This is a genomic window from Glycomyces sp. NPDC046736, assembly GCF_040645615.1.
GTDB lineage: Bacteria > Actinomycetota > Actinomycetes > Mycobacteriales > Micromonosporaceae > Glycomyces.
Genome location: NZ_JBEYYO010000003.1, coordinates 54,843 through 79,704, shown reverse-complemented (window position 1 = coordinate 79,704; position 24,862 = coordinate 54,843). Strand labels below are relative to the sequence as shown.

21 protein-coding genes are annotated in these 24,862 nt (G+C 69.6%); 10 read left to right on the top strand and 11 right to left on the bottom strand.

What is annotated here, in order from left to right:
* Positions 1–21: 21 nt before the first annotated feature.
* Positions 22–432, top strand: a complete 411-nt coding sequence (locus AB0B28_RS04105; RefSeq protein ID WP_360116159.1) for a hypothetical protein — start codon at positions 22–24, stop codon at positions 430–432.
* A 41-nt stretch (positions 433–473) separates the two neighbouring features.
* Positions 474–977, top strand: coding sequence for a hypothetical protein (locus AB0B28_RS04100; protein ID WP_360116157.1), 504 nt, complete (start codon positions 474–476; stop codon positions 975–977).
* Between the two features lie 81 nt (positions 978–1,058).
* Here AB0B28_RS04100 and AB0B28_RS04095 read toward each other — a convergent pair whose 3' ends face one another.
* Positions 1,059–3,305 carry a glycoside hydrolase N-terminal domain-containing protein gene (locus tag AB0B28_RS04095; RefSeq protein ID WP_360116154.1) on the bottom strand — a complete coding sequence of 749 codons (2,247 nt, stop codon included), beginning with the start codon at positions 3,303–3,305 and terminating at the stop codon, positions 1,059–1,061.
* A gap of 221 nt (positions 3,306–3,526) precedes the next feature.
* On the opposite strand from AB0B28_RS04095, the gene AB0B28_RS04090 reads away from it, so the two are divergent.
* Both AB0B28_RS04090 and AB0B28_RS04085 read left to right on the top strand, forming a co-directional pair.
* Positions 3,527–4,399: a hypothetical protein gene (locus tag AB0B28_RS04090; RefSeq protein WP_360116151.1), complete on the top strand. Its 873-nt coding sequence runs from the start codon at positions 3,527–3,529 to the stop codon at positions 4,397–4,399.
* Positions 4,400–4,806: 407 nt separating this feature from the next.
* Entirely contained in the window at positions 4,807–6,180 is a 1,374-nt protein-coding gene (locus AB0B28_RS04085; protein WP_360116148.1) for an NCS2 family permease, read from the top strand.
* 103 nt (positions 6,181–6,283) lie between these two features.
* Here the strand turns inward: AB0B28_RS04085 and AB0B28_RS04080 are convergent, their stop codons facing one another.
* The 3 genes from AB0B28_RS04080 to AB0B28_RS04070 form a co-directional block, all read right to left on the bottom strand.
* Positions 6,284–7,468: an ABC transporter permease gene (locus tag AB0B28_RS04080; RefSeq protein ID WP_360116145.1), complete on the bottom strand. Its 1,185-nt coding sequence runs from the start codon at positions 7,466–7,468 to the stop codon at positions 6,284–6,286.
* A complete protein-coding gene (locus AB0B28_RS04075; protein ID WP_360116142.1) occupies positions 7,465–8,334 on the bottom strand; it encodes an ATP-binding cassette domain-containing protein in 870 nt (289 codons plus the stop codon). Before AB0B28_RS04075 ends, AB0B28_RS04080 begins: the two co-directional genes overlap by 4 nt.
* A gap of 80 nt (positions 8,335–8,414) precedes the next feature.
* Positions 8,415–9,611 carry a nitrate/nitrite transporter gene (locus AB0B28_RS04070; RefSeq protein WP_360116139.1) on the bottom strand — a complete coding sequence of 399 codons (1,197 nt, stop codon included), beginning with the start codon at positions 9,609–9,611 and terminating at the stop codon, positions 8,415–8,417.
* A 116-nt stretch (positions 9,612–9,727) separates the two neighbouring features.
* Between AB0B28_RS04070 and AB0B28_RS04065 the strand changes: the two genes are divergently transcribed.
* The 4 genes from AB0B28_RS04065 to narI are packed head-to-tail and all read left to right on the top strand — an operon-like array spanning position 9,728 to position 16,567.
* Positions 9,728–13,438, top strand: coding sequence for a nitrate reductase subunit alpha (locus tag AB0B28_RS04065; RefSeq protein WP_360116136.1), 3,711 nt, complete (start codon positions 9,728–9,730; stop codon positions 13,436–13,438).
* Positions 13,438–15,189 (top strand): nitrate reductase subunit beta, encoded by a 1,752-nt coding sequence (gene narH, locus AB0B28_RS04060; protein ID WP_360116133.1) that lies wholly within the window; start codon positions 13,438–13,440, stop codon positions 15,187–15,189. The genes AB0B28_RS04065 and narH overlap by 1 nt, the downstream gene beginning before the upstream one ends.
* Entirely contained in the window at positions 15,186–15,827 is a 642-nt protein-coding gene (gene narJ / locus AB0B28_RS04055; RefSeq protein ID WP_360116130.1) for a nitrate reductase molybdenum cofactor assembly chaperone, read from the top strand. Before narH ends, narJ begins: the two co-directional genes overlap by 4 nt.
* A complete protein-coding gene (narI, locus tag AB0B28_RS04050; protein WP_360116127.1) occupies positions 15,824–16,567 on the top strand; it encodes a respiratory nitrate reductase subunit gamma in 744 nt (247 codons plus the stop codon). Before narJ ends, narI begins: the two co-directional genes overlap by 4 nt.
* On the opposite strand, the gene AB0B28_RS04045 is transcribed toward narI, so the two are convergent.
* Positions 16,568–17,545 (bottom strand): hypothetical protein, encoded by a 978-nt coding sequence (locus AB0B28_RS04045; RefSeq protein WP_360116124.1) that lies wholly within the window; start codon positions 17,543–17,545, stop codon positions 16,568–16,570.
* A gap of 316 nt (positions 17,546–17,861) precedes the next feature.
* On the opposite strand from AB0B28_RS04045, the gene AB0B28_RS04040 reads away from it, so the two are divergent.
* Both AB0B28_RS04040 and AB0B28_RS04035 read left to right on the top strand, forming a co-directional pair.
* The gene (locus tag AB0B28_RS04040) at positions 17,862–18,272 is read left to right on the top strand and encodes a nucleotidyltransferase domain-containing protein (protein ID WP_360116121.1); all 411 of its coding nucleotides are present in this window, start codon (positions 17,862–17,864) and stop codon (positions 18,270–18,272) included.
* Positions 18,269–18,439 carry a hypothetical protein gene (locus AB0B28_RS04035; RefSeq protein WP_360116118.1) on the top strand — a complete coding sequence of 57 codons (171 nt, stop codon included), beginning with the start codon at positions 18,269–18,271 and terminating at the stop codon, positions 18,437–18,439. The genes AB0B28_RS04040 and AB0B28_RS04035 overlap by 4 nt, the downstream gene beginning before the upstream one ends.
* 36 nt (positions 18,440–18,475) lie before the next feature.
* Here the strand turns inward: AB0B28_RS04035 and AB0B28_RS04030 are convergent, their stop codons facing one another.
* From AB0B28_RS04030 to AB0B28_RS04005, 6 genes are all read right to left on the bottom strand, one after another.
* Entirely contained in the window at positions 18,476–20,098 is a 1,623-nt protein-coding gene (locus tag AB0B28_RS04030) for a PH domain-containing protein (protein ID WP_360116115.1), read from the bottom strand.
* Entirely contained in the window at positions 20,095–20,592 is a 498-nt protein-coding gene (locus AB0B28_RS04025) for a PH domain-containing protein (protein ID WP_360116112.1), read from the bottom strand. Before AB0B28_RS04025 ends, AB0B28_RS04030 begins: the two co-directional genes overlap by 4 nt.
* Before the next feature lie 281 nt (positions 20,593–20,873).
* The gene (gene mgrA / locus AB0B28_RS04020; RefSeq protein WP_360116109.1) at positions 20,874–21,866 is read right to left on the bottom strand and encodes an L-glyceraldehyde 3-phosphate reductase; all 993 of its coding nucleotides are present in this window, start codon (positions 21,864–21,866) and stop codon (positions 20,874–20,876) included.
* Positions 21,867–22,019: 153 nt separating this feature from the next.
* Entirely contained in the window at positions 22,020–22,706 is a 687-nt protein-coding gene (locus AB0B28_RS04015; RefSeq protein ID WP_360116106.1) for a response regulator transcription factor, read from the bottom strand.
* A gap of 29 nt (positions 22,707–22,735) precedes the next feature.
* A complete protein-coding gene (locus tag AB0B28_RS04010; RefSeq protein WP_360116103.1) occupies positions 22,736–23,956 on the bottom strand; it encodes an ATP-binding protein in 1,221 nt (406 codons plus the stop codon).
* Between the two features lie 89 nt (positions 23,957–24,045).
* Positions 24,046–24,798, bottom strand: coding sequence for a phosphoglyceromutase (locus tag AB0B28_RS04005; RefSeq protein ID WP_360116100.1), 753 nt, complete (start codon positions 24,796–24,798; stop codon positions 24,046–24,048).
* Positions 24,799–24,862: the final 64 nt, after the last annotated feature.

The following is a 24,862-nucleotide window of genomic DNA, read 5'->3' as shown; positions in this document are numbered from 1 at the left end:
CCACGAACGAAAGGCAACGCAATGAACAAGGTTCTCTCCGCCACCGCGATCGCCGCGGGCGCGCTCGCCGCCCTCGGCTCTGCCGGGACGGCCATGGCCGCCAACAGCTCCGGTGTGGACGCCGGGCCGGTCAGCCTGGTGAACATCGACGCTTCGAGCGCGGCGCACTGGCAGATCTGCGGCCAGAACATCCTGACCACGTCGTTCAACCAGGTCTGCGACAACCGCGACCACATCGGCCCCGGCCCGCAGTCCGGCATCAACGCCGGCGACGTGTCGCTGGCCAACCTGGACGCTTCGAGCGCCGCGCACTGGCAGATCTGCGGCCAGAACGTCGGCGTCGCGCCCTCGCTCAACCAGCACTGCCTCAACGCCGACCACATCGGCGACAACGGCGGCCACGGCAAGGGCCCGAGCCAGGGCGACTGGTAGACCGCTAGAAACCCGCCGGTTCGGGCGAACGGAGGTAGAAGATGCGAAACACCACTTTGGCCGCGGTGTCGGCCGCGGCCGCCGCCGTGGCGGCGCTGTCGGGAGGGGCCGCTCAGGCCTCGACTCCCGACTGGCTGACGGTCGTCTCCGTGGAGTCGGAGCACGACTCGATGCTGCCGGCAGTGTGCGAGGCCGACGAACTCGGCCAGCTCACTTCGGTGCCGTGCGCGACGCTCCTCGGGTCACCTTCCGAGGACGCGGTCGAGGCGACCGGCGAGCCGCTGCCGGAGGCCCCAGGGGACTTCGGCGGGATGCCGTCGCTGGTGAACCTGGACGCGCGGAACTTCGCCAAGTGGCAGGTCTGCGGGATCTCGGTCGCTTCGGCGTCCGAGGCCGCCGAGTGCGACAACTCGATCCAGCCTCCGGCCGAACCGGTGGGTCCCGGGAGCGGGATCTCGCTCGTGAACGCGGACGTCACCGGCGCCTTCCAGTGGTCGGTGTGCGGGATCGCCGTCGCCCAGGCGGGCACGGCGACCACCTGCTGAACCCGGCGCCCAGGCGCCGCTCATACCCAAGCGGCCGGAGTCCGATGGACTCCGGCCGCTCCCTTGCGTCCGCGAATGTTCCTACCCCTTCGAGGACCACGGGACGCCCGCGGCGAGCTCGACCCACTTCCCCAGGATCTTCACCCGCACGTCCACGACCGAGGTCAGCTCGACCCCGGCGACCCTCCATTCGGTCCACGCCAGACGGTCGACGGTGACGCCGCCGCGGGCCCGCAGGCCGCGGACCTCGCCTTCGGGCCAAGCCTGCGGCAGCGCCGGGAGCAGCTCGATCACCGGGTCGCCGTCCTCGGTGCGGTGCGACTGGACGAGCATCTCGGCGATCGCGGCGGTGGTGCCGAAGTTGCCGTCGATCTGGAACGGCGGATGCGCGCACAACAGCGAGGCGTAGACCCCGCCGTCCGCGTACTCGACGCCGTCGCCCCTGTGCCCCACCGGGGTCAGGAACTCGCCGAGCAACCGGTGCGCGCGGTCGCCCTCGCCCAGGCGCGCCCACAGCGCGGTCTTCCACGCGAGCGACCAGCCGGTCCCCGCGTCCCCGCGTGCCTCCAGGCTCTTGCGGGCGGCGTCGAGCAGCTCGGGCGAATCGGCGAACGAGTCGCCCGGGTACACCCCGTACAGGTGCGAGACGTGCCGGTGGTGCGGTTCGGCTTCCTCGCGTTCAGCGGCCCATTCGAGGACCCGCCCGTCGGCGCCGATCCTGGGCCCGGCCAGGCGCGGCAAGGCCTCCTTGATGCCCTTGACCAGTTGCAGGTCGTCGCCGTGCAGGACCTCGGCGACCACGTCGGCCGCTTCGAGGATGAACCCGAACAGCTCCCGCACCAGCGCGGTGTCCATCCCGGTGGTCTCGTCCACCGCCGAGTTCCCCGCGGGCGTGGTGAACTCGTTCTCGGGGCTGGTCGCCGGGCTCGTCACCAGGGTCCCGTCCGAGCCCTCGGTGAGCCGGTCGTACGCGAACCGGGCCGCTCCCAAGGCGATCGGCAGCTGATCGGCCAGGAACTCCTCGTCGCGCCCGAACCGCCAGTGCTCGGCGAGGTGCATCGCGAGCCACAGCCCGCCCATGGGCCAAGCGGCCCAACAGGAACGGCCCTGGACCGGGGTGGTGAGCCGCCAGTAGTCGGTGTTGTGGTGCACGCACCACCCGCCCGCGTCGTACAGGCGCGAGGCGGTCTCGGCCCCGGTGCGTGAGAGGTCTCGGGTGAGGTCGAACAGCGGCTCGTGCAGCTCGGGCAGGCCGCAGGTCTCGGCGGGCCAGTAGTTCATCTCGACGTTGATGTTGGTGGTGTAATCGCAGTTCCACGGCGGCGTGACCTCGCGGTTCCAGATGCCCTGGAGGTTCGCCGCCTGCGTGCCCGGTCGCGAGGACGCGGCGAGGAGGTAGCGCCCGTACTGGAACGCGAGCACCGCCAGGCCCTCGTCGGATTCGCCCGAGGCGCGGCGGCGCAGCCGCTCGGCCGTCGACAGGTTATCCACAGGGGACTGTGGACGAAGGTCGAGGTTCACGCGGTCCATGACCTCGCGATGCGCGGCCACGTGTGCGTCCCGGATCGAGTCCCAGCCGCTCGCGGCGGCCCGGCGGGCCTCGCCCCGGGCCTCTTCCAGAGCGTCCAGTTCGTCGGGGTCCGAGCGCAGCGCCACGTAGACCTCGATATTGCGGCAACCGGTGAACCGGTGACCGCCGCTCTGCGGGGCCAGGTCCCCGTCGCAGCGCAGCTGCGCGTTGAGCCCGAGGCCCCGCACACCCTCTACTGAGGAGTAATCGGGGACGCCGCCCGCGACGCTGACCGGGGCGTGCCCGGTGAAGCTCAGGTCGTCGTAGTCGGCCACGGTGGTGCCTCGCTCGTGCGGCCACTCGAAGCGAAGATCCAGGTCGAACGGCTCGTCCGCGCTCCACCGCAACGCGATCACCCCCGAGGCGGCGAACGCCTCCTGGCGCACCCGCCCGCGCACCACGGTCGCGATCCCATCGCGCAGGTCCAGCTCCCGGCGCTCACTCGAGTCGTCCTCGGAGTGCGTCGCCACGAGCGACCCGGCGGGCTGGTAGGCCTCGCAGTCCTGCCCCTGGAGGCGCTGGAGCAACTCGTCGGCCCGGGCGTACTCGCCCCGGCGCACCAGCTCGGCCGCCTCGGCCGCGATCCCTTCGGCCCCTTCGGGAACCGTCCAGGACCCGTTCCCCGACCAGAAGCCGTCCTCGTTGAGGTCGATCCTGCCGTCCCACAGCATCGCCCCGATCCGGCCCTCGCCGATCGGAAGACCCTCATGCCAGGCCCCGGGCGCGGCGTCATATCTGAGTTTGAGCTCTCGCGGCATGAAAGCAGCATTCCATCCGAACCACTCCGCCCCGCAACCGGCGGGGGCATCGCGGCCTTCGGCCGATTTAGCGACGATTTAGCAGGTCAGCCGTTCGTACGAATTCACGATCATCCGAATGCGACGCAACTTCGCGTGCCTTGGCGACGTGGATCCATCGCCCCGGCCCCATCGAGAGCCGCCGCCGGATCCGGCGCGCTCGCCCAGTACGGAGACCTGCCTTGAAACCGACCAGACGACACAAGACACTCGGCGCGTTCGCCGCCGCGTGCTTCGCGGGCGCGGCGGCGCTCGCGTTCACCGTGCCCGCGCTCGCGGACTCGGACACCACGATCCACATCAACCAGGGCAACGTGCCCACGACCGCCGCGGACTTCAAGAACAGCTGCGACCAGATCCCGGCCGGTACCGCGAAGTGGCTCGACGGCTGGGTGTTCGTGCTGCCCGGCGCGGTCGGCGCCGACGGCAACTTCAAGCGCGTCGACGCGGTCTTCGAGGACGCCGAGGGCAACGAACTGCGCTTCGACACCGGGAGCGACGGCGGGATCGTCTCGGGTTCGGGCAACAACAAGGCCTACATCATCACGCCCGCCGGGCTCACCCTCGTCGACGCCACGGCCCAGGTGAAGCTCAAGGACAACGGGAAAGACAAGGGTAAGGGCAACAAGGACAAGTTCAACCTGACCCACGCCTGCCCTGCCACGGAGAACCCGCCCGCCGAGGAGACCCCGAGCGACGACCCTTCGAGCCCTGGTGAGGACCCCTCCAGCCCGGTGGACGAACCGAGCTCGCCCGGTGAGGACCCCTCCAGCCCGGTCGACGAGCCCAGCTCGCCGACCGACGAGGAGTCCAGCCCCGGCGAGGAGACCACTTCCCCAGGCGACGACCCGTCCTCCACCGAAGGGGAATCCGAGTCCGCTTCGGCCCCTGGGTCTTCGAACCCCGCCGAGGAGCCGACCTCGAAGGCCGGTTCGGCCCTGCCGGTGACCGGTTCGCCGCTCGCGTTGGTGCTGGCCGTGTCCGGGGCGCTCCTGGCCGCCGGTGTGGTGCTCCTGCTGTTCATGCGCCGCGGGCGAGAGACCGCCGAACACTGAGGACTGCACGAGACTTCGTCCGTTATCCAACTGTTATGCAACCGGCGGTGACGCAGCGGCGTTTAGCAGGTGTCTCAAGGCAGGAGGCCCGAGTGCGAACGCCGGGTCTGGGACCAGGTCTACCGCCCGCTGCTTGACGGTGCGGTCCTTGTCGAGCCCCCGGAATCCTGCCACCGGGGGCTCGACCCTAATCGACGCCCCGGAGCCGTCCCCCCCTTGGCTCCGGGGCGTCGCTGTTTTCCGCGTCATATCGCGCGTGTAAAACTCACATTCGCGCTGCCCGGATGCTTTGTTTTCCACGGCGGACCCGGTACATTACCCGCAGGTTCAGCGCCTATCCCTTTACCCTGGTCCCCGAGGTGCCAGCTGCCCGGCACCCCATCGCGCCAGCACAGGAGTGCCCGCACATGGCTACCGACGCCACAAGAGAAGACAAGCAGGAGGCGACCGTGCCCGGTCGCCTCGACAAGTACTTCGGCATGACCGAGAACAAGACCAACTGGAAGCGCGAGGTCCTGGCCGGGACCACGACCTTCCTGGCGATGGCCTACATCCTCGCCGTCAACCCCGGCATCCTCAGCTTCGCCCTGTCCGGGGCGGGCTTCGACGCCCCGAACCCCGGCTCGGTCTTCACCGCCACCGCGCTCGCCTCGGCGCTCGGCTGTCTGATCATGGGCCTGTGGGCCCGGTACCCCATCGCCACCGCCCCCGGCATGGGCCTCAACGCGTTCTTCGCGTTCACCGTGGTCATGACGCTCGGCATCCCGTGGCAGACCGCCCTGACCGGCACGCTCGTCTCGGGCGTGCTGTTCTTCATCCTCGCCGTCACCGGCGCGCGCGAGGCGATCATCAACGCGATCCCGGCGCAGCTCAAGCTGGCCGTGGGCGCGGGGATCGGCCTGTTCATCGCGTTCATCGGCCTCAAGGGCGGCGGCCTGGTCGTCGGCTCCGAGGCCACGCTGGTGACCATCGGCGACTTCTCAGACGGGACCGTGCTGCTCACCGTGTTCGGCCTGGCCGTCACCGCCGTGTTCATGGTGCTCGGCTGGAAGGGCGGCGTGTTCTACGGGATGCTCGCCACGCTCGGGCTGGGCCTGGTCACCGGGGTCATCGACCTCGAACTGGCCGAGGGCTTCACCCCGAACCTGGACGCGTTCGGCGCGGCCTTCACCGGCTTCGAGGACGCGTTCACCGCGCACATGATCGCGGTCATCCTGACCATGCTGTTCGTGGACTTCTTCGACACCGCCGGGACGCTGTTCGCCGTCGCCGGCCAGGCCGGGCTGGTCAAGGACGGCAAGCTCCCGCGCGCCGGGCGCGCCCTGGCCACCGACTCGATCGCGACCTCGGCGGGCGCGGTGCTCGGCACCTCGACCACCACGGCGTACATCGAGTCCACCGCGGGCGTCTCGGTCGGCGGCCGGACCGGCCTGACGGCCGTGACCACCGGTTTCTGGTTCATCGTGTCGCTGGTGGCGTTCCCGGTGTTCGGCCTCGTGGCCAACAACCCGGCCGTGACCGCGCCCGCGCTCATCATCGTGGGCGTGCTCATGGCCAAGGCCCTCGGTGAGATCGAATGGCCCAAGCTCGAATACGCGATCCCGGCGTTCCTCATCGTGATCGCGATGCCGCTGACCTACTCGATCTCCAACGGCATCGCCCTCGGCCTGGTGTTCTTCCCGGTCATGATGACCGCGAAGGGCCGTTTCAAGGAGGTCCACCCGATCGCGTGGGTGCTGATGATCGCCTCGATCGGCTACTTCCTGTTCCTCACGGAATAGCGCGGCTCGACCGAATCGTATATCATATAGGATATACGATATAGGGAACGGGGCCGGGTGCACATCGCACCCGGCCCCGTTCGGTTTCCCTGCCCCACAAGCCTTACGCGGTGCGGCGGAGCGCTTCGGTGATCTTCATGCGCGAGCCGGTGTACAGGACGCTGCGCTTGTACAGCTGCGAACCGAGCGCCAGCGCCCCGGCCGCGGCGAGGGCCAGGAGCGCGCCGGAGAGGCCGATCTGCCAGGCCGGGACGTCGGCGATCGCCATGCGGGTGGGCATCGCGATCCCCGAGAACGGCGGCACGATCGACAGGATCTCCGCGAACGTGCTCGTGGGCGCGTTGAGCAGGAAGATCGCGCCGACGTAGCTGAGGGTCAGCGACATGATGAGCGGGGTGAGGACCGACCCGGACTCCTCCTGGCGCGACACCAGCGAGCCGATGCCCCCGGCGAGGGTGCCGAACAGCGCGAACGCGATGAGCCACCAGCCGATGGTCGAGACCGCGGCCGAGGCGGTGCCCGGCGGCAGGTCCGAGAGCATCCCGGTCGCCGAGGCCACCCCGAGCCCGACCGCGACCATCGCGACCAGGTTGACCAGGGAGATCACGCCCAGGCCGATGACCTTGCCGCCCAGGAGCTGCCAGGGCTTGAGGCTGGTCAGGAGGATCTCCACGATGCGGCTGGACTTCTCCTCGACGACGCCCATGGCGATGTACTGCACCGGGGTCATGAGCATCATGAACATGATGATGGAGATGATCAGGCCGGTGAAGTAGTCGAGCGGGCCGCCGATGCCGCCGTCTTCGAGGTTCACCGCTTCCAGGGGCTGCACGGTGAGCGCGCCGGCGATCTCGGCGTCGCTGAGCCCGGCGTCGGCGAGGTTGGTCTGGACGCTGGCGGCCTGCCAGGCGGCGTCGAGCTGCGTCTGGAGCTCGGTGCCGACCCCGTCGACGCTGTAGAGCGATCCGTCGGCGACGGCCGCGTCGACCTTCTCGTCCTGGACGGCCGCTTCGGCGTCGGCGGCCGAGTCGTACACGGTGATGTCGAAGCCGCCCATGGCGTCGAGCTGGGCCTGCATCGCGGTCGCGTTGGCCCCGGCGAGGCCGACCTTGTCGTCGGAGTCGTCGCCGCCGATCAGGCTCGGCAGCGCGGCGAGCACGCCCACGATGGCCACGGTGATGACCAGGCTGATGAGGTTGGACTTGGACAGGCCGCGGACGCGGATCTCGCGTCCGGCCACGAGCATGAGCCCGCGCATCCGCGAGGTCTCTGAGGACTGATTGCTCATCGGGTCACGGCCTCTCGGAAGATCTCGGCGATGGTGGGCTGGTCGTAGGCGAAGTGGGTGACGCGCCCGGCGGCAGCGGCGACGCGCAGCGCCTCCTGGTCGTCCCCGCCCAGCACCAGGTAGTCGGCGCCGTCGCGGGTGACGGTCCCGGGCAGGTCGGCGGTGAGGTCTTGAGCGGTCTCGACGCGGATGCGGAGCTGCTTGACCTCCTTGGCCTTGAGCTCCTCGACGCCGCCGGAGGCGATGATCTTGCCGCCTCCGATGATGACGACCGAGTCGCAGAGCCGCTCGATGAGTTCGAGCTGGTGGCTGGAGAAGATCACCGGGGCGCCCGCGGCGGCGCGGTCGCGCAGCGCGGTGCCCATGACGTCGACGGCGATCGGGTCGAGGCCGGAGAACGGCTCGTCGAGGATGAGCACCTCGGGGTCGTGCACGAGCGAGACGGCGAGCTGGACGCGCTGCTGGTTGCCCAGGGAGAGGTCCTGCACGAAGTCGCCGGCGCGGCCGGTGAGGTTGAGCTGCTCCAGCAGTTCGGCGGTGGAGCGGCGGGCCTCGGCCTTGCTCATGCCGTGGAGCTCCCCGAAGTACGCGATCTGTTCGCCGGTCTTCATCTTCGGGTAGAGCCCGCGTTCTGAGGGCATGTAGCCGAAGCGGCGGCGCTGTTCGACGCCGAGCGGGGTGCCGTCGTACACGATCGTTCCGGAGTCGGAGGCGAGCACGCCCATCGCGATGCGCATGGTGGTGGTCTTCCCGGCGCCGTTCGCGCCGACGAAGCCGACCACTTCTCCGGAAGCGGCAGAGAGCGACACCCCGTCGAGGGCAACGGTGTCGCCGAACCGCTTGTGCAGGTCCTTGATTTCGAGCATGCCTTCACCCTAGAGCCGCCGGCAAGCCCGTTCCTCCGCCTGGCGGGTGATTCCCTTCCAGGGCGCGTCCTACGTGAGTACTAGTCAGCCGCGGCCCGGCGGGTGCGGAAGTTCGCGAACGTGAACACTCCGACCAGCAGCGCGGTGAGCGCGAGTAGCAAGAGGCCGATCGTGTAGGCCCCGGTGGCCTGGTAGACGATCCCCATCAGCAGCGGTGGGAAGTACCCGCCCAGGCCTCCGGCCGCGCCCACGATCCCGGTCACCCCGCCGACGCGGGCCGGGTCGACCAGCTCGGCCACCAGCGCGAACACTCCGCCGGTGCCCAGTCCCAGGAACAGGGCCATGAGCACGAACTCGGTCCCGGCCGGGATCTCCAGGGGCGGTTCGAACGCGAGCAGCACGGCCATCACCGCGGCCCCGAAGAACGAGACGAGGCAGATCTTCAGCGGCCCGACCTTGTCCGAGAGGATGCCGCCCGCGGGCCGGGCGATCACCGCGGCGAGGCTGAACCCGGCGGTGCGCAGGCCCGCCTCGGTCTGCGCGAGGTCGTAGGCGCTGACCAGCATCGTCGGCAGGTACGTCGAGAAGGCCACGAAACCGCCGAACGCCACCGCGTACAGCAGCGACATCTGCCATGTGACCTTGAGCTTCGCGACCGCGCGCAGCCGCGGCAGCGCCGGATCGGGGTTGGGCCGCCACTGCGGGGCGTTGCGCGCGAACGTCCAGCACACCAGGCCCATCGCCACCAGGGCGGCGCACATGAGCAGGTGCGTCCACACCAGGCCCACGCCGTCGACCAGGCGCGGGGTCAGGAACGCCGAGAGCGCGGTGCCGCCCATGCCCGCGCCGAACACGCCGGTCGCGAAGCCGCGCTTGGAGGGCGGGTACCAGGCGTTCACGAACGGGATGCCGACCGCGAACGAGGTCCCGGCCAGGCCCAGCAGGAACCCCGAGATCAACAGGGCCGCATAGGAATTGCCCGAGAGGCCCACCATCAGCACCGGGAGCACCGACACGAAGCACGCGGCGGTGAGCATGACGCGCCCGCCGTACCGGTCGGTGAGGATGCCCGCCGGGATGCGCCCGACCGCGCCCACCAGCACCGGGAACGCCACCAGCAGCGAGGTCTGGGTCGGGTTGAGCCCGAGGTCTTCGGAGTAGGTCTTCGAGAGCGGCCCGATGAGGTTCCACGCCCAGAACGTCAGCGCGAACGCGGCGGTCGCGAGCGCCAGGTTCTTCCCGGCCCCGCGCCGCACGGCGGACTGATCGATGCTCATGGCCTCTCCTCGCTGCTCTGGGCCCGCGGACAGTATGCCGATGAGACTGCGCAAAAGGGACCGAAGCGCTTAATCTGGGCTGCGGGCGGAGGGCCCGAGCACCGGAGGGAGCGAGCGTGACGCGGACTGACGAGGACACCGGCGCCACCCCCGCCGACCTGCTGCTGCGCACCGGCGTGTACCTCACCCGGGCCGAGTCCACCCCCGACCTGCGGGCCGTGTTCAAGCAGGGCGGGCGCGAAGGCGACGTGTTCTACCGCGACCGCTGGAGCCACGACAAGGTCGTGCGCTCCACCCACGGCGTCAATTGCACCGGCTCGTGCTCGTGGAACGTGTACGTCAAGGACGGCATCATCACCTGGGAGACCCAGGCGACCGACTACCCCTCGGTGGGCCCCGACCGCCCCGAGTACGAGCCGCGCGGCTGCCCCCGCGGCGCCGCGTTCTCCTGGTACACCTATTCGCCGACGCGCGTGCGCTACCCGTACGGGCGCGGCGTGCTCGTGGAGATGTTCCGCGAAGCCAAAACGCGCCTTGGGGACCCGGTCGCCGCGTGGGCGTCGATCACCACCGATCCGGAGCAGCGCCGCCGCTACCAGTCCGCGCGCGGCAAGGGCGGCCTGGTGCGCATCACCTGGGACGAGGCCCTGGAGATCGCCGCGGCCGCGCACGTCCACACCATCGGCGCGTACGGCCCCGACCGCATCGCCGGGTTCAGCCCCATCCCGGCCATGTCGCAGGTCTCCCACGGCGTCGGCGCCCGCTTCGTGAACCTCCTCGGCGGCTCCATGCTCTCCTTCTACGACTGGTACGCCGACCTGCCGGTGGCCAGCCCGCAGGTCTTCGGCGACCAGACCGACGTGCCCGAGTCCGGCGACTGGTGGGACGCGGCCTACCTGGTGCTGTGGGGCTCGAACGTCCCGGTCACGCGCACCCCCGACGCGCACTGGATGGCCGAGGCCCGCTACCGGGGCCAGAAGGTCGTCACCGTCGCCCCCGACTACAACGACGCCGCCAAGTTCGCCGACGAATGGCTCTCCCCGCACCCGGGCACCGACGGCGCTCTGGCGATGGCGATGGGCCACGTGATCCTCACCGAGCACTTCGTCCACGACCGCACCGAGGCTTTCGAGTCCTATGTGCGCAAATACACCGACCTGCCGTTCCTCGTCGAACTCGACGAGCGGGACGGGCGGCTCGTTCCGGGTAAGTTCCTGCGCCGCGACGCGCTCCCCGGTGAGGAGCCCTACGCGGAGTGGAAACCGGTGTTCATCGACGAGCGCACCGGGGAAGTCGTGGCCCCGGACGGGACCCTCGGGCACCGCTGGGACCCCGACCGGCCCGGCCACTGGAATCTCGACCTCGAAGGGGTCACCCCGAGACTGACGCTCCTCGAACCCGGATGCGACACGGCCACCGTCCACCTGCCGCGCTTCGACCAGCCCGGCTCCGGCGACGATCTCGACTTCCTCGACCCCGCCGAGGTCGAGATCGAACGCGGCGTCCCCGTCCGCCGCGTCGAGGGCCGCCTCGTCACCACCGTGTTCGACCTGCTCATGGCCCAATACGGGGTGGGGCGCGGCGACCTGCCGGGGCGCTGGCCGCTCGGGTACGGCGACGCCTCGCACCCGTGCACGCCCGCGTGGGCCGAAGCGATCACCTCGGTCAAGGCCGACCGCACCGTGCGCATCGCGCGCGAGTTCGCCGCCACCGCAAGGGATTCGGGCGGCCGGGCGATGATCGTGCTCGGCGCGGGCACGAACCAGTGGTTCCACGGCGACACCATGTACCGCGCGTTCTTGACCCTGCTGCTGCTCACCGGCTGCCAGGGCGTCAACGGCGGCGGCTGGGCCCATTACGTGGGCCAGGAGAAGTGCCGCACCCAGACCGGTTGGGCCGCATATGCGTCCGCAATGGACTGGACGAGGCCCGCGCGGTTCATGGCCTCGACCCCGTACTGGTACCTGCACTCAGACCAGTGGCGCTACGACACCTACGACGCCGACGCGCTCACCGCCTCGACCGGTGCGGGCCGCCTGGCCGGGCGCCACACCGCCGACCTCGTGGCCGCCTCGGCGCGCATGGGCTGGATGCCGTCCTACCCCACGTTCGACCGCAACCCGCTGCTGCTCGCGCAGGAGGCCAAGGAGGCCGGGAAGGACCCCGGCGAGTACGTCGTCTCCGAGCTCGCCTCCGGGGAGCTGCGCTTCGCGGCCGAGGACCCGGACGCGCCGGAGAACTGGCCGCGCATCCTCACCGTGTGGCGCGCGAACCTGTTCGGCTCCTCGGCGAAGGGCGACGAGTACTTCCTCAAACACCTGCTCGGGACCCAGAACTCGGTGCAGGGCGAGGAAGCAGGGCCCGAGGACCGGCCCGCCGACGTCACCTGGCACGCCCAGGCCCCGCAGGGGAAGCTCGACCTGCTGCTCTCGCTGGACTTCCGGATGACCAGCACCACGCTGCTGTCCGACCTCGTGCTCCCGGCCGCCACCTGGTACGAGAAGCACGACCTGTCCACAACGGACATGCATCCGTTCGTGCACGCGTTCTCGCCCGCGATCGACCCGCCCTGGCAGGCCCGCACCGACTTCGAGATCTTCCACTCGCTCGCCGAGCGCTTCTCCGCGCTCGCCGAAGACCACCTCGGCGTCGCCACCGACCTCGTGGCCGCGCCCCACCAGCACGACACGCCCGGCGAGCTCGCCCAGCCCGGCGGCATCGCGCCCGACTGGAAAGCCGAAGGCGCGCAACCGATCCCGGGCAAGACCATGCCCGCGATCATCCCCGTCGAACGCGACTATCCGGCCGTGGCCGCCAAACTCGCCGCGCTCGGCCCGCTCGCCGAGACCAAGGGCCTCCCGGTCAAGGGCGTCTCGTTCACGCCCGACGCCGAAGTCCGCTGGCTCGCCGAACGCAACGGCACCGCCCCGTCCGGTCCCGCCGAGGGCCGCCCGCTCCTGGACACCGACGTCAAGGCCTGCGAGATGATCCTCGCGCTCTCGGGCACCAGCAACGGCCGCCTCGCCTCCCAGGGGTTCGCGCGCCTCGCCGAGCGCACCGGCACCGACTTCGACGAGCTCGTGCACGGCACCGCCGAACGCCGCGTAGTCTTCTCCGACACCCAGCACGCGCCCACGCCCGTGGGGGCCAGCCCCGAATGGTCGGGCAAGGAGGCCCACGACCGGCGATACTCGCCGTTCACCATCAACGTCGAGAACGACAAGCCCTGGCACACCCTCACCGGCCGCCAGCACTTCTACGTCGACCACGACTGGATGCACGAGTTCGGCGAAGCGCTCCCGATCTACCGGCCCCCGCTCAACATGGCCGCGCTGTTCGGCGAGCCGGAGATCGGCCCCACGGGGGAGAAGGCCGTGGCCGTCAGATACCTGACCCCGCACTCGAAGTGGTCCATCCACTCCGAGTACCAGGACAACCTGCTCATGCTCACGCTCTCTCGCGGCGGCCCCAACATCTGGATGAGCCCGGCCGACGCCGAGGCCATCGGCGCGGTCGACAACGACTGGGTCGAGGCGGTCAACCGCAACGGCGTGGTCGCCGCCAGGCTCGTGGTCTCCCACCGGATGCCACAAGGGACCGTCTACATGTACCACGCGCAGGAACGCGTGGTCGACGTGCCGAAGACCGAGACCACCGGCAAGCGGGGCGGCATCCACAACTCGCTCACCCGGCTCCTGGTCAAGCCCACCCACCTCGTCGGCGGCTACGCCCAGTTCTCCTACGCGTTCAACTACATCGGCCCCACCGGCAACCAGCGCGACGAGGTCACCGTCGTGCGCAAGCGAACCACGGAGGTCGAGTACTGATGGCGCGGAAGATCGGCAAGGTCATGGCCCAGGTCGCGATGGTCATGAACCTCGACAAGTGCATCGGGTGCCACACCTGCTCGGTCACCTGCAAGCAGGCGTGGACCAACCGCTCCGGCGTCGAGTACGTGTGGTTCAACAACGTCGAGACCCGTCCTGGCCAGGGCTACCCCAGGCGCCACGAGGACCAGGAGCAGTGGCAGGGCGGCTGGAAGCGCACGGCCGCAGGCAGACTCAAGCCCCGCGCCGGAGGGCGCCTCAAGAAGCTCGGCACGATCTTCGCCAACCCCAAGATGCCGTCCATTCAGGACTACTACGAGCCGTGGACCTACGACTACGAGCACCTCGTCTCGGCCCCGCTCGGCGACGACATCCCCGGCGCGCGGCCCTACTCGCTCATCTCCGGCGAGCCCATGCAGATCAAATGGAGCGCCAACTGGGACGACGACCTCGCCGGAGGCGAGCAGCTCGCCTCGGCCGACCCGATCGTGCAACGGATCGGCGACAAGGTCAGGTTCGAGTACGAGCAGGCGTTCATGTTCTACCTGCCGCGCATCTGCGAGCACTGCCTCAACCCCTCGTGCGTGGCCTCGTGCCCCTCCGGCGCGATGTACAAGCGCGCCGAGGACGGCATCGTGCTCGTCGACCAGGACAAATGCCGGGGCTGGCGCATGTGCGTCACCGGCTGCCCCTACAAGAAGGTCTACTTCAACCACAAGACCGGCAAAGCCGAGAAGTGCACGCTGTGCTACCCGAGGGTCGAGGTCGGGATGCCCACGGTGTGCTCCGAGACCTGCGTGGGCCGCCTGCGCTACCTCGGCGTGATCCTCTACGACGTCGACCGCGTCGGCAAGGCGGCCGCCGTCAAGGACGAGAAGGACCTCTACGAGGCCCAGCTCGACGTGTTCCTCGACCCCGACGACCCCGACGTGGAGGCCGCCGCCGTCCGCGACGGCATCCCCGACCGCTGGATCGACGCGGCCCGCCGCTCCCCGATCTACCTGCTCGCCAAGCGGTTCCGCGTCGCGCTCCCGCTGCACCCCGAATACCGCACCATGCCGATGGTCTGGTACATCCCGCCACTGTCCCCAGTGGTCGACGCTCTCAGCGAGACCGGGCACGACGGCGAGGACGCCGACAACCTCTTCGCCGCCATCGACACCCTCCGCATCCCCGTCGAATACCTCGCCGAACTGTTCACCGCGGGCGACCCCGAACCGGTCAAGGCCGTGCTCGCCAAGCTCGCCGCGATGCGCGCCTACATGAGGCGCATCAACCTCGGCTCCGAGCCCGACGAGTCGATCGCCGCCGCGGTCGGCATGACCGGCAAGGACATCGAGCGGATGTACCGCCTCCTGGCGATCGCCAAGTACGACGACCGGTACGTCATCCCCACCGCGTTCGGAGTCGACGACGCCGACCGCGGCGTGATCGACGAGATCGGCTGCTCCCTCGACTTCGAAGGCGGCCCCGGCATGGGCGCAGGCGCCCCCTTCGGGGAGGCCTCCGGCCAGCCCCAGCCCGCCAGCGTCGAGACCTTCCACGCGTTGCGCGACAGGCAGACCAGCGACGGTCGCTCGGGCCCGGCCCGGCGCTTCAACCTCCTCAACTGGGACGGCAACGGCCGCCCGCCCGGGTTGTTCCCGGAACGGGACCAAAAGAACAGCCCGGAACGGGACCAAAAGCACCGTCCGGAACGGGACCGAAGGAACAGCCCCGACCGCCAGGACGAGACCGAGGAGGCCCGATGACCGACCCGAACGCCGTGATCCGCCAGGCCGCGGCCATGCTGCTGGGCTACCCCGACCGCGACTGGTACGCCCGCCTGCCGCTCATCGGCGCCGCCGTCGCCGACCTGCGCCCGGGCCCGGCCCGCCGCTCGCTCGGCGACTTCCTCGAATACACCGCCAGGACAAGCGAACTCGACCTAGGAGCCCACTACGTCCGCACCTTCGACCTCAAGAGGCGCCGCGCGCTCCATCTCACCTACTACACCGACGGCGACACCCGCCGCCGCGGCCACGCGCTGGCCCGCGTCAAGGAGGTCTACGCGTCCTGCGGCTGGACCGCGGATGCGGCCGAGCTGCCCGACCACCTCGCGGTGGTCCTCGAATTCACCGCGCGCGGCGACCGCGAGCAGGGCGAACGCCTCCTCGAAGCGTTCCAGCCGGGGATCGAGCTGCTCCGAGGGGCACTGCGCGAGTGCGCCAGCCCGTACGCCGACGTGCTCGATGCCGTGGCCCAGACCCTGCCGCCCCCCGACCAAGCCCGCCGCGAGGCCGCCCGCCTGGCCGCCTCCGGCCCGCCCGCAGAAGACGTAGGCCGCGACCCGTACGGCGCTTCGCCTGTGCCGCTTGGGATGCCGGTACCGATGGGAGGCGCGAGGTGAGTCCGACCGCGCTCGACTACCTGCTCTGGGGCGCATTGCCCTATGTGGTCATCGCGATCCTGGTCGGTGGCACGGTGTGGCGCTACCGCTACGACCGCTTCGGCTGGACCACCAGGTCCTCGCAGCTGTACGAGTCGCGGCTGCTGCGCATCGCGAGCCCTATGTTCCACTTCGGACTCCTGGTGGTGATCATCGGCCACGTGGTCGGCCTGCTCATCCCCGAGACCTGGACCGACGCGGTGGGCATCACCAACGACATGTACCACGTGACCGCACTGTCCCTGGGGGCCATAGCGGGTGTGACCACGCTCGGCGGCATCGCGCTGCTCATATACCGCCGCCGCACCACCGGCCCGGTCTTCAGCGCCACCACCGTCAACGACAAGGTCATGTACCTGGTCCTGGTGGCCGCGATCCTCGCAGGGCTGACCACGACGCTGCTTTCGGCGGTGTCGGGTCTGACCGGCGGCCACGAGGTCGACTACCGCGAGACCGTCTCGCCGTGGTTCCGCAGCATCTTCGTCCTGCAACCGGACGTGGCCGCGATGTCGGCGGCCTCGGGCGCGTTCAAGCTCCACGTCCTCATCGGACTCGCGCTCTTCGCGCTGTTCCCGTTCACCCGACTGGTCCACGCCTTCAGCGCCCCGGTCTGGTACCTGTTCCGCCCGTACGTGGTCTACCGCAGCCGGGACCGCGAGCCCACGCCGGTGAGCCGGTCAGCCCCCAGGGGCTGGTCCTGATCACTCGCCCAGCAGCGCGCTAATCTGCGACTCGACGCCCGCGGCGATCGCGGCGGTGTTGTGCTTGAGCATCGCGAAGCGCACCTGCACCTGTGAGGTCCAGCCCAGGTTGTCCGGGTCCGAGGCCGTGTTCCTCAGGTCCACAGTGCATTCGAAATGCTCCACGACGCCGAGCTCCACGGTCTTGGTCTGCGAGCACGTGCCCGCGCCCGAGCTCGTCGACCAGTTGGAGATCTCGCCGCTGAACTCGACTACGGGGCTGTACTTCTGCTCGATCCCGATCCTCTCCTCGAAGCTGATCTCGGCCGAGATCACGCACACCAGGCCGTCGCAGACGCCGCTCTCGTCCACCACGGTGTCGTGGGCGGAGAAGTTGGAGAAGAACAGGACCTCGCCGAACTCGGCGGTGACGGCCGCCAGTTCCTCCCCGAACTGGCGGATCTGGTCCGGTCCCGTCGCGGCCGGGTCCACGGTGGCAGTGATCTCGTAGCCGTAGCCGCCCAGGCCCTCGATCCGCACGTCCTCGACCTTGACGATCACGCCGTCCTCGCTGAGGTACACGGTGCCGCCGCCCACCGCGAGCGGATACACCGGCGTCCCGTCCAGGTCCACGAGCGCGGGCGGCGGTTCCTCCAGCACGCCCGAGCCTTGGATCGTCCAGTGCAGCGACTCGGCGTAGACCTTGGGCGTGAGCATCTCGCCGGGGTCGAACCACAGCTGCTCGCCCACGAACGCCCAGGCCGCGCCCGATTCGCCGGTGATCCCGTCGCGGAAGACGGCATGGCAGGCGAACTCGATGTCGAGGAACACGCCCTCGCTCACCTGGGCCACCTGGCACTCCTCGTAGATCGCCTCGTCGACGGTCGCGACCGTCCCCAGCGCGAGCCCGTCGGAGGTTACCCGCCATTCGACCTCGGCGGGCTTGTCCTCGCCGACGAAGCTGAACAGGTTCGCCTGCACCCCGCTGTAGGCCAACATGGGCGAAGCCCCAAGCCCCGCGATCCCCGCCGCCACGAGCGCTTCGTCGAGCGAATCCCGAACCTCGATGGACCCGACCTGGGCACACCCGCCCAAAGCCAACGCCGCAACCGCGGCCACCGCTCCCACCCGAACTCGCACCAGGCAACTCCCACCCTCGAACCGACCCGCCGATCCTCGAACCCCCCATCACTGATCCATCACGAATCCCTCTCGCAACGCCTCAGCCCACCAAGAGTTCACCCCGAGAGCCCGAACGCACGACCGCCGCAAAGTCCGGTGCGTCCTTGTGCTGGTGACGACTAAGGTGGATGTCATGACCACACCGGTGCAAGCGCTCGACCGTCTGCGGCGCGCGGCCGCGAGCGGGGCACTCGAAGCGCTCGCCGACCGATTCGGGCTCGATCTCGTCGTGGTATTCGGTTCGACGGCCAAAGGCGCGCCCCAGCCCAGGGACCTCGACATCGCGGTCTCCTCCCGCGGCGGTCGCAAGCTCGCCTTGCTGGAGGTGTACGAAGCCTTCACCGCGATCACCGGGCCTTGCGACATCGACGTGATGGTGCTCGACCGCGCCGACCCCGTGGCCCGGTACGAAGCCCTGCTCGGCACGATTCCGCTCTATGAGCGAACGCCGGTCCGTTACTTCGAGGTCCGCATGGCCGCCCTCAAGCAATACGCGGAGACAGCCCCGATGCGCGCCCGCAGCCTGGAGCTGATGGCCGAATGACCGCGACGGACCGCACCCGCGCAATAGTCGCCAAGCACCTCCAACTCATGGCCCGCCTCGTCGACCGCCTGGAGGAGATCGCCCCGGACGACCTTGCGGCAGCGATCCCGATGGCGATCACGGGGTACCGGGAGTACATCCGGCACGTCGCCCGATTCGTGGCTTGACCCCCGCCGGGCCGCATTTCCGCCCGGCGGGGGAGCTTATTCTTCGCGGATGAGGAAGGGGCGCAGGAGGTCGGGGACCGACTCGTCGGCGAAGTCGAGGATTTCGTGTTCGTCGGCGTCGATGACGGCGTAGTGGCCTTTGCCGGCGGCGGTGGTGGCGCCGAGGGTCATCAGGCCCATGCGGCGTTGGAAGACCGATTGGCGGATGCGCCAGCCGATGATGCCGGAGCGGTCGAGGTGGACGGTGGCTCTGCGGACGCTGCCGCGGCGGGAGACCAGGTAGCCGCGGTTCTGGCCGTGGGCGAGGGAGGCGTAGGCGTCGAACGCGGTCCAGATCGCGAAGGCCGATCCGAGGACCGCCGCGAGCACGATAGCCGCGCTGAGCAGCGCCGGGAGGGTCCACAATAGATGTGTCACGGTGGCGGCGATCGCCAAGAGCGCCACCGCGATCGCGGCCCAGCGGATGCGGCGGGTCCTGGCGGCCTTCGGGTGCGTCGTCAGCTCCGTCTGGATCGGGCCGATCACCGCTTCGGCCGCGTCCCGCGTGTAGTCGATGGGGGCGGCCGGGACGAGGGTGCTCAGATCACTCGCGTCCTGGTCGGTCTTGAGCCCGATCGCGACCACGTCGAGTCGCCCGGCTTTCGCGGTGCGCACGCCCAGGGGCTCCACGATCTCGATCCCGCGGATGCGCTCCTCTTCGAGGCTGAGCGAGCGGGCGATCATGAGGCCGCGCCGGACCCGAAGGGTCCCACCGCTTTCGCGGTCGAGGCGGTGGTTCCACCAGGCCTCGCCCTGGATGACCAGGCTCCCGATCGCGCCGAAGAGCAGGAACGCGACGAGCCCCAGCCCGAGCACGGGCCACGGGCCGTAGTCCTCGACCAGCCCGCCGACGATCCGCACCGGCAGTCCGCCGTCGCCGAACCAGTCGGACACTTGGAACGCGAATCCGATCACGGCCCCGGCGAGCGCCGGGGTCAGGAACGACAGCGGCGCGTACCGCAGCCACGCGGGTTTCCAGGTCGCGAGGCGGCCCTCGTCGGCGGCCTCCTCGACCTCGCTGCGCTGCATCAGCTCCGCGCGCAGCCGGTCGGCCTCGGCCAGGGCGACCGAGTCGAGGGTCAGCGTCTGCGAGTTGGTAGAGCCCGAACCGCTCCCGGTCTCCCCGGTTCCGACCTTGACCTTCGCGAGCCCGAAGTACCGCTCCAGCGGGTTCGAGCCGAGGTCGACCGAGCGGATGCGTTCGCGCGCGAGGGAACGGCGGCGTTTGAAGAACAGCCCGGTGATCATCTCCAGGCGGGTGTCGGTGACGCGGTACCGGCTGACGCGCAGCCGGATCGCTTCGATGGCGACCACGAAGCCGGTGAGGACGGCAGCGCCGGGGATCACGACCGCGAGCGCGACGAGCCAGGACGATTCGGAGGCGATGCCGATGCTGACGGGGACCCCGACCAGGGCGAACACGCCGACCATGAGCAGTGTGGTGACCTTGAGGCCGTCGCGGTGCAGCCGCAGCCACGGCGTCTCGTCCGACCCGTTCTCGTCGGGCGCGGTGCTCTGCGGCTCGGCGCTGGGAGGCGCGGTGTCGGGCAGGGCCGTATCGTGCTGCGCCGCGGTGTCGGCAGCCTCTTCGGCGCCCAGCTCGCTTCGGTGCTCGCTCATGTCGCGTCCCCGGGGACGGCCTCGGTGAGCTCGGTCAATCGCGCTGCCAGTTCGGTGGCCTGGTCCTGGTCGAGGCCCTTGAGGTCCACCGCTCCTGCCGAGGACGCGGTAGTGACGACCACGGTGGACAACCCGAAGGCGCGTTGCAGCGGCCCCTGTGTGGTGTCCACGGTCTGGATGCGCGACATCGGCGCGATTCGCCATGTGCGCCAGAAGTATCCGGTGAGCGTGTAGACGGCGGTCTCGGTGATCTCCCAGCGGTGCACGCGGTGCCACCACACGGGCAGCGCGAGGCTGGCGACGAGTCCGATCACGGCCAGGACGGCGGCGGGGCCGAGCAGCCAGGGCCGGGCGGGGGCGATGAGGAAGCCGAGCACCGTCAATGGCACGACCGGCACGGCGAACATGATGGCGAGTTGTGAACGCCACCAGGGCAGGACGCGCGGGTCGAACTGGTGCCTGGGCGGGCGGAGTGCGGTCGGGCGAGCGGTCATGTCCGAATCGTAGTGACCGGATTCGATCCGATCCTCCGACCTGAGGAGGAATTCTTCCGCTTCCGCCCGGTACTCAAGTACTGGGCGAGAGGCGAGAGGCGAGAGGCGAGAGGCGAGAGGCGAGAGGCGAGAAGCGAAGAGTGAGGGGCGAGATCGGTGGGGTTGTCGTACCCGTGCGGGATCATTGCGATCGGGGGCGCTCGTGTCGCGACACGCCCGAGCGCGGGGTACGGAGCGACCGGCCGCCGCAGGTGCGGCGACCGGTCACTTCCCTGCCGTCGCTAGCCGATCGCGTGCTCGTCGATCGCGGCCAGCTCCTCGTCGGTGAAGGTGAGGTTCCCCAGCGCGCCGATGTTGTCCTCCAGCTGCGCCACGCTGCTGGCGCCGATGATCACGCTGGTCATGCGCTCGTCGCGCAGGGCCCACGCGAGCGCGGTCTGGGCGAGCGACTGGCCGCGCGCCGAAGCGATGGCGTTCAGCGCCCGCACCCGGTTCATCTTCTCCTCTTCGAGCGCGTCCTCGTTGAGGAAGACGCTGGTGCGCACCCGCGAGTCGTCCGGGATGCCCTTCAGGTACCGGTCGGTCAGGAGGCCTTGGGCGAGCGGGCTGAACACGATGCAGCCCGCGCCGACCTCTTCGAGCACGTCCAGGAGCCCGTCGCGTTCGGTCCAGCGGTTGAACATCGAGTACGACGGCTGGTTGATCAAGAGCGGCGTTCCGAGGTCGCGCAGGATCGCGGCGGCGGCTTTGACCTGCTCGGACTTGTAGTTGGAGATGCCCACGTAGAGCGCCTTGCCCGAGCGCACGATCGCGTCGAGCGCGCCCATGGTCTCTTCGAGCGGGGTCTCGGGGTCGGGCCGGTGGTGGTAGAAGATGTCCACATAGTCCAGTCCCATGCGCTGGAGCGACTGGTCCAGCGAGGAGATCAGGTACTTGCGCGAACCGTGGTCGCCGTAGGGGCCCGGCCACATGCCGTACCCGGCCTTGGAGGAGATCACCAGCTCGTCGCGGTAGGGCCCCAGGTCCTCGGCGAGGACGCGGCCGAAGTTCTCCTCGGCACTGCCCGCGGGCGGGCCGTAGTTGTTGGCAAGGTCGAAGTGGGTCACGCCGAGGTCGAACGCGCGGCGGATGATCGCCCGCTGCGTCTCCAGGGGCCGGGTGTGGCCGAAGTTCTGCCACAGCCCGAGGGAGATCGCGGGCAGCTTCAGCCCGCTGCGCCCCGATCGGCGGTACTGCATGGTCTCGTAGCGGTCGTCCGCGGGAAGGTAGCTCACGAAAGCAGCCTAGCCGCCGCACCCGGCAACCGCCATCCTACAGGATATATCCTATATCATATACGATATCGCGAGTAAGGGCGAAGAATCGTATATGATATAGGATATATCCTATCCGGTTCTACGGGTGAACGGCGGGTGAATCCGCCTCGCTCAGGCGTGCGGGTCGAACTTGTAGCCGAGGCCGCGAACGGTGACGAGGTGGCGCGGTTTGCCCGGTTCGGGTTCGATCTTGGAGCGCAGGCGCTTGACGTGCACGTCGAGGGTCTTGGTGTCGCCCACGTAGTTCGCGCCCCACACCCGGTCGATGAGCTGGCCGCGGGTGAGCACCCGTCCGGCGTTGCGCAGCAGCATCTCCAGGAGCTCGAACTCCTTGAGCGGGAGCTGCACGTCGGTCCCGCCCACGGTCACGGTGTGACGGTCGACGTCCATGCGCACCGGCCCGGCCTCCAGGACCGTGACGATCGGGTCGTCGGGCTCGGCCGAGCGGCGCAGCACCGCCCGGATGCGGGCCACGAGCTCGCGCGAGGAGTACGGCTTGGTGATGTAGTCGTCGGCGCCCAGCTCAAGGCCCACCACTTTGTCTACTTCGGAGTCGCGGGCGGTGACCATGATGATCGGCACGTTCGAGTTCGCGCGCAGTTCCCGGCAGACCTCGGTGCCCGACTTCTCAGGCAGCATCAGGTCGAGCAGGACGACGTCGGCACCGGCGCGCTCGTACTCCTTGATGGCGGCGTCGCCGTCGGCGGCCACGGCCACCTCGAAGCCCTCCTTGCGGAGCATGTAGGAGAGGGCATCGGAGAACGATTCCTCGTCTTCAACTACGAGCACGCGGGTCACGAGCGAACCTTCCTTGCAGGCTTGGCTGACTATGTTCCGATTGCATCCGGCTCCGGCGTCAACGTGTCGGACGGAAGGGAACGTGCAGGCAACATCAAGGTAAACACTGATCCGGCTTCGGGCATACTGGACACTTCGACTCTACCCCCGTGATTGACCGCGACGTGCTTGACGATCGCCAGGCCGAGCCCGGTGCCGCCGGTCGCGCGCGACCTGGCCGCGTCCACGCGGTAGAACCGCTCGAAGATGCGGTCCAGTTCTTCTGCGGGAATGCCGATCCCCTCGTCGCGGACGGCGATGCACACCATCTTGACGCCCGCGAGGTGCCCGCTGGGCGAGCGCACCGAAGTCGACACCTCCACGGCCGTGGCCTCAGGTGAATAGGAGATGGCGTTCCCCACCAGGTTCTTCACGGCGGTGACGAGCTGCGTCTCCGAACCGAGCACCTCGGCGCCCTCCTGGCCGGTGTACTTCAGCTCGATCTGCTTCTCCTCGGCCGCGATCCGGGTCTGGTCGAAGGCCTCGGCCACGATCCGGTCGACCTCGACCGGCTCGGGGTCGGGCAGCTTCTCGGCCCCCTGGAGCCGCGACAGCTCCAACAGGTCTGTGACCAGGTGGTTCATGCGCTTGGACTCGGATTGGATGCGGCTGGCGAAGCGCGCGGACGCGTCCGGGTCCTCGGCGGCGTCCTTGAGCGCCTCGGCCAGGATCTGCATCGCCCCGACCGGGGTCTTGAGCTCGTGGCTGATGTTGGCCACGAAGTCGCGCCGCACCCGCTCGACGCGGTGCAGCTCGGAGATGTCCTGGAACTCGGCCACCGAGATCCCCTCGGGCAAGGGCGTGATCCTGACGCTCACGGCGCTGGGCTCGCCCATGACCTGCTTGGGAACCTCGATCTCGGCGTCCCGGTAGCGCCCGGAGCGCCGCGCCTGCGCCAAGAGCGCCCGCAGGGTCAGCGAGATGATCTCGTGGTCGTCGACCAACCCCAGGTCGCGGGCGGCGCGGTTGGTGTAGAGGACGCGGTTGTGGTCGTCGACCAGGCACATCCCGGTGCGCAGCAGGTCGGCTGCGGCCTCCCAGGGTCGAGAGTCGAGGACGGGGACCGGGCGGGGCTCGGGGCGCGCGGCCCCGCGGCCTCGCACCCGCATGAGGGCGGTGGCGGCCGCGCCGAACGCGGCGCCTGCGGCGAGGCCGGTGAGGATCCGTGCGACGCCGCCGCGGAGAAGGCTGGGCTGTTTGTTGTGGGCCACGAATCAGAGCCTATGCAGAAAACAGCCCGGCGTCGAACGCCGGGCTGCAATCGTGGTCACTCTGCGTTAACCCAGAGTGGACATCGAGGCTATTTCTTCCCTTGAGCGGCCACAGCGGCCGCAGCGGCGGCCGCGGCCTCCGGGTCGAGGTACTCCCCGCCCGCGACCAGCGGCTTGAGGGTCTCCTCGTCCAGCTCGTAGCGAAGCGGCATCCCGGTGGGGATGTTCAGGCCCACGATCTCCTCGTCCGAGACGCCGTCGAGGTGCTTGACCAGGGCCCGCAGCGAGTTGCCGTGGGCGGCGACCAGCACGGTCTTGCCGGTCTTGAGGTCGGGCACGATGCCGTCGTACCAGTACGGGAGCATCCGGTCGAGCACGTCCTTGAGGCACTCGGTGGCCGGGCGCACCTCGGGGGCGAGGTCGGCGTAGCGCGCGTCGGTGTCCTGGGAGAACTCCGAGCCGGCCTCGATCGCCGGCGGCGGCACGTCGTAGGAGCGGCGCCAGATCATGAACTGCTCCTCGCCGAACTCGGCGAGCGTGGCGGCCTTGTCCTTGCCCTGGAGCGCGCCGTAGTGGCGCTCGTTGAGCCGCCAGGAGCGCTTGACCGGGATCCAGGAGCGCTCGGCCTCGGCCAGCGCCAGCTCGGAGGTGTTGATCGCGCGGCGCAGCAGCGACGTGTGCACCACGTCGGGAAGCAGCCCGGCCTCGGCGAGCAGCCGCCCGCCGCGCCTCGCCTCGTCCTCGCCCGACGCCGACAGCTTGACGTCGACCCAGCCGGTGAACAGGTTCTTGGCGTTCCATTCGCTTTCGCCGTGGCGAAGCAGCACGAGTGTGTAGGTCATGCCTTCTATCCTGCCTGTCCGCGGGCTGGGACGGGGCGCGGTCGCCGCGGGTGTGTGGCGGAGG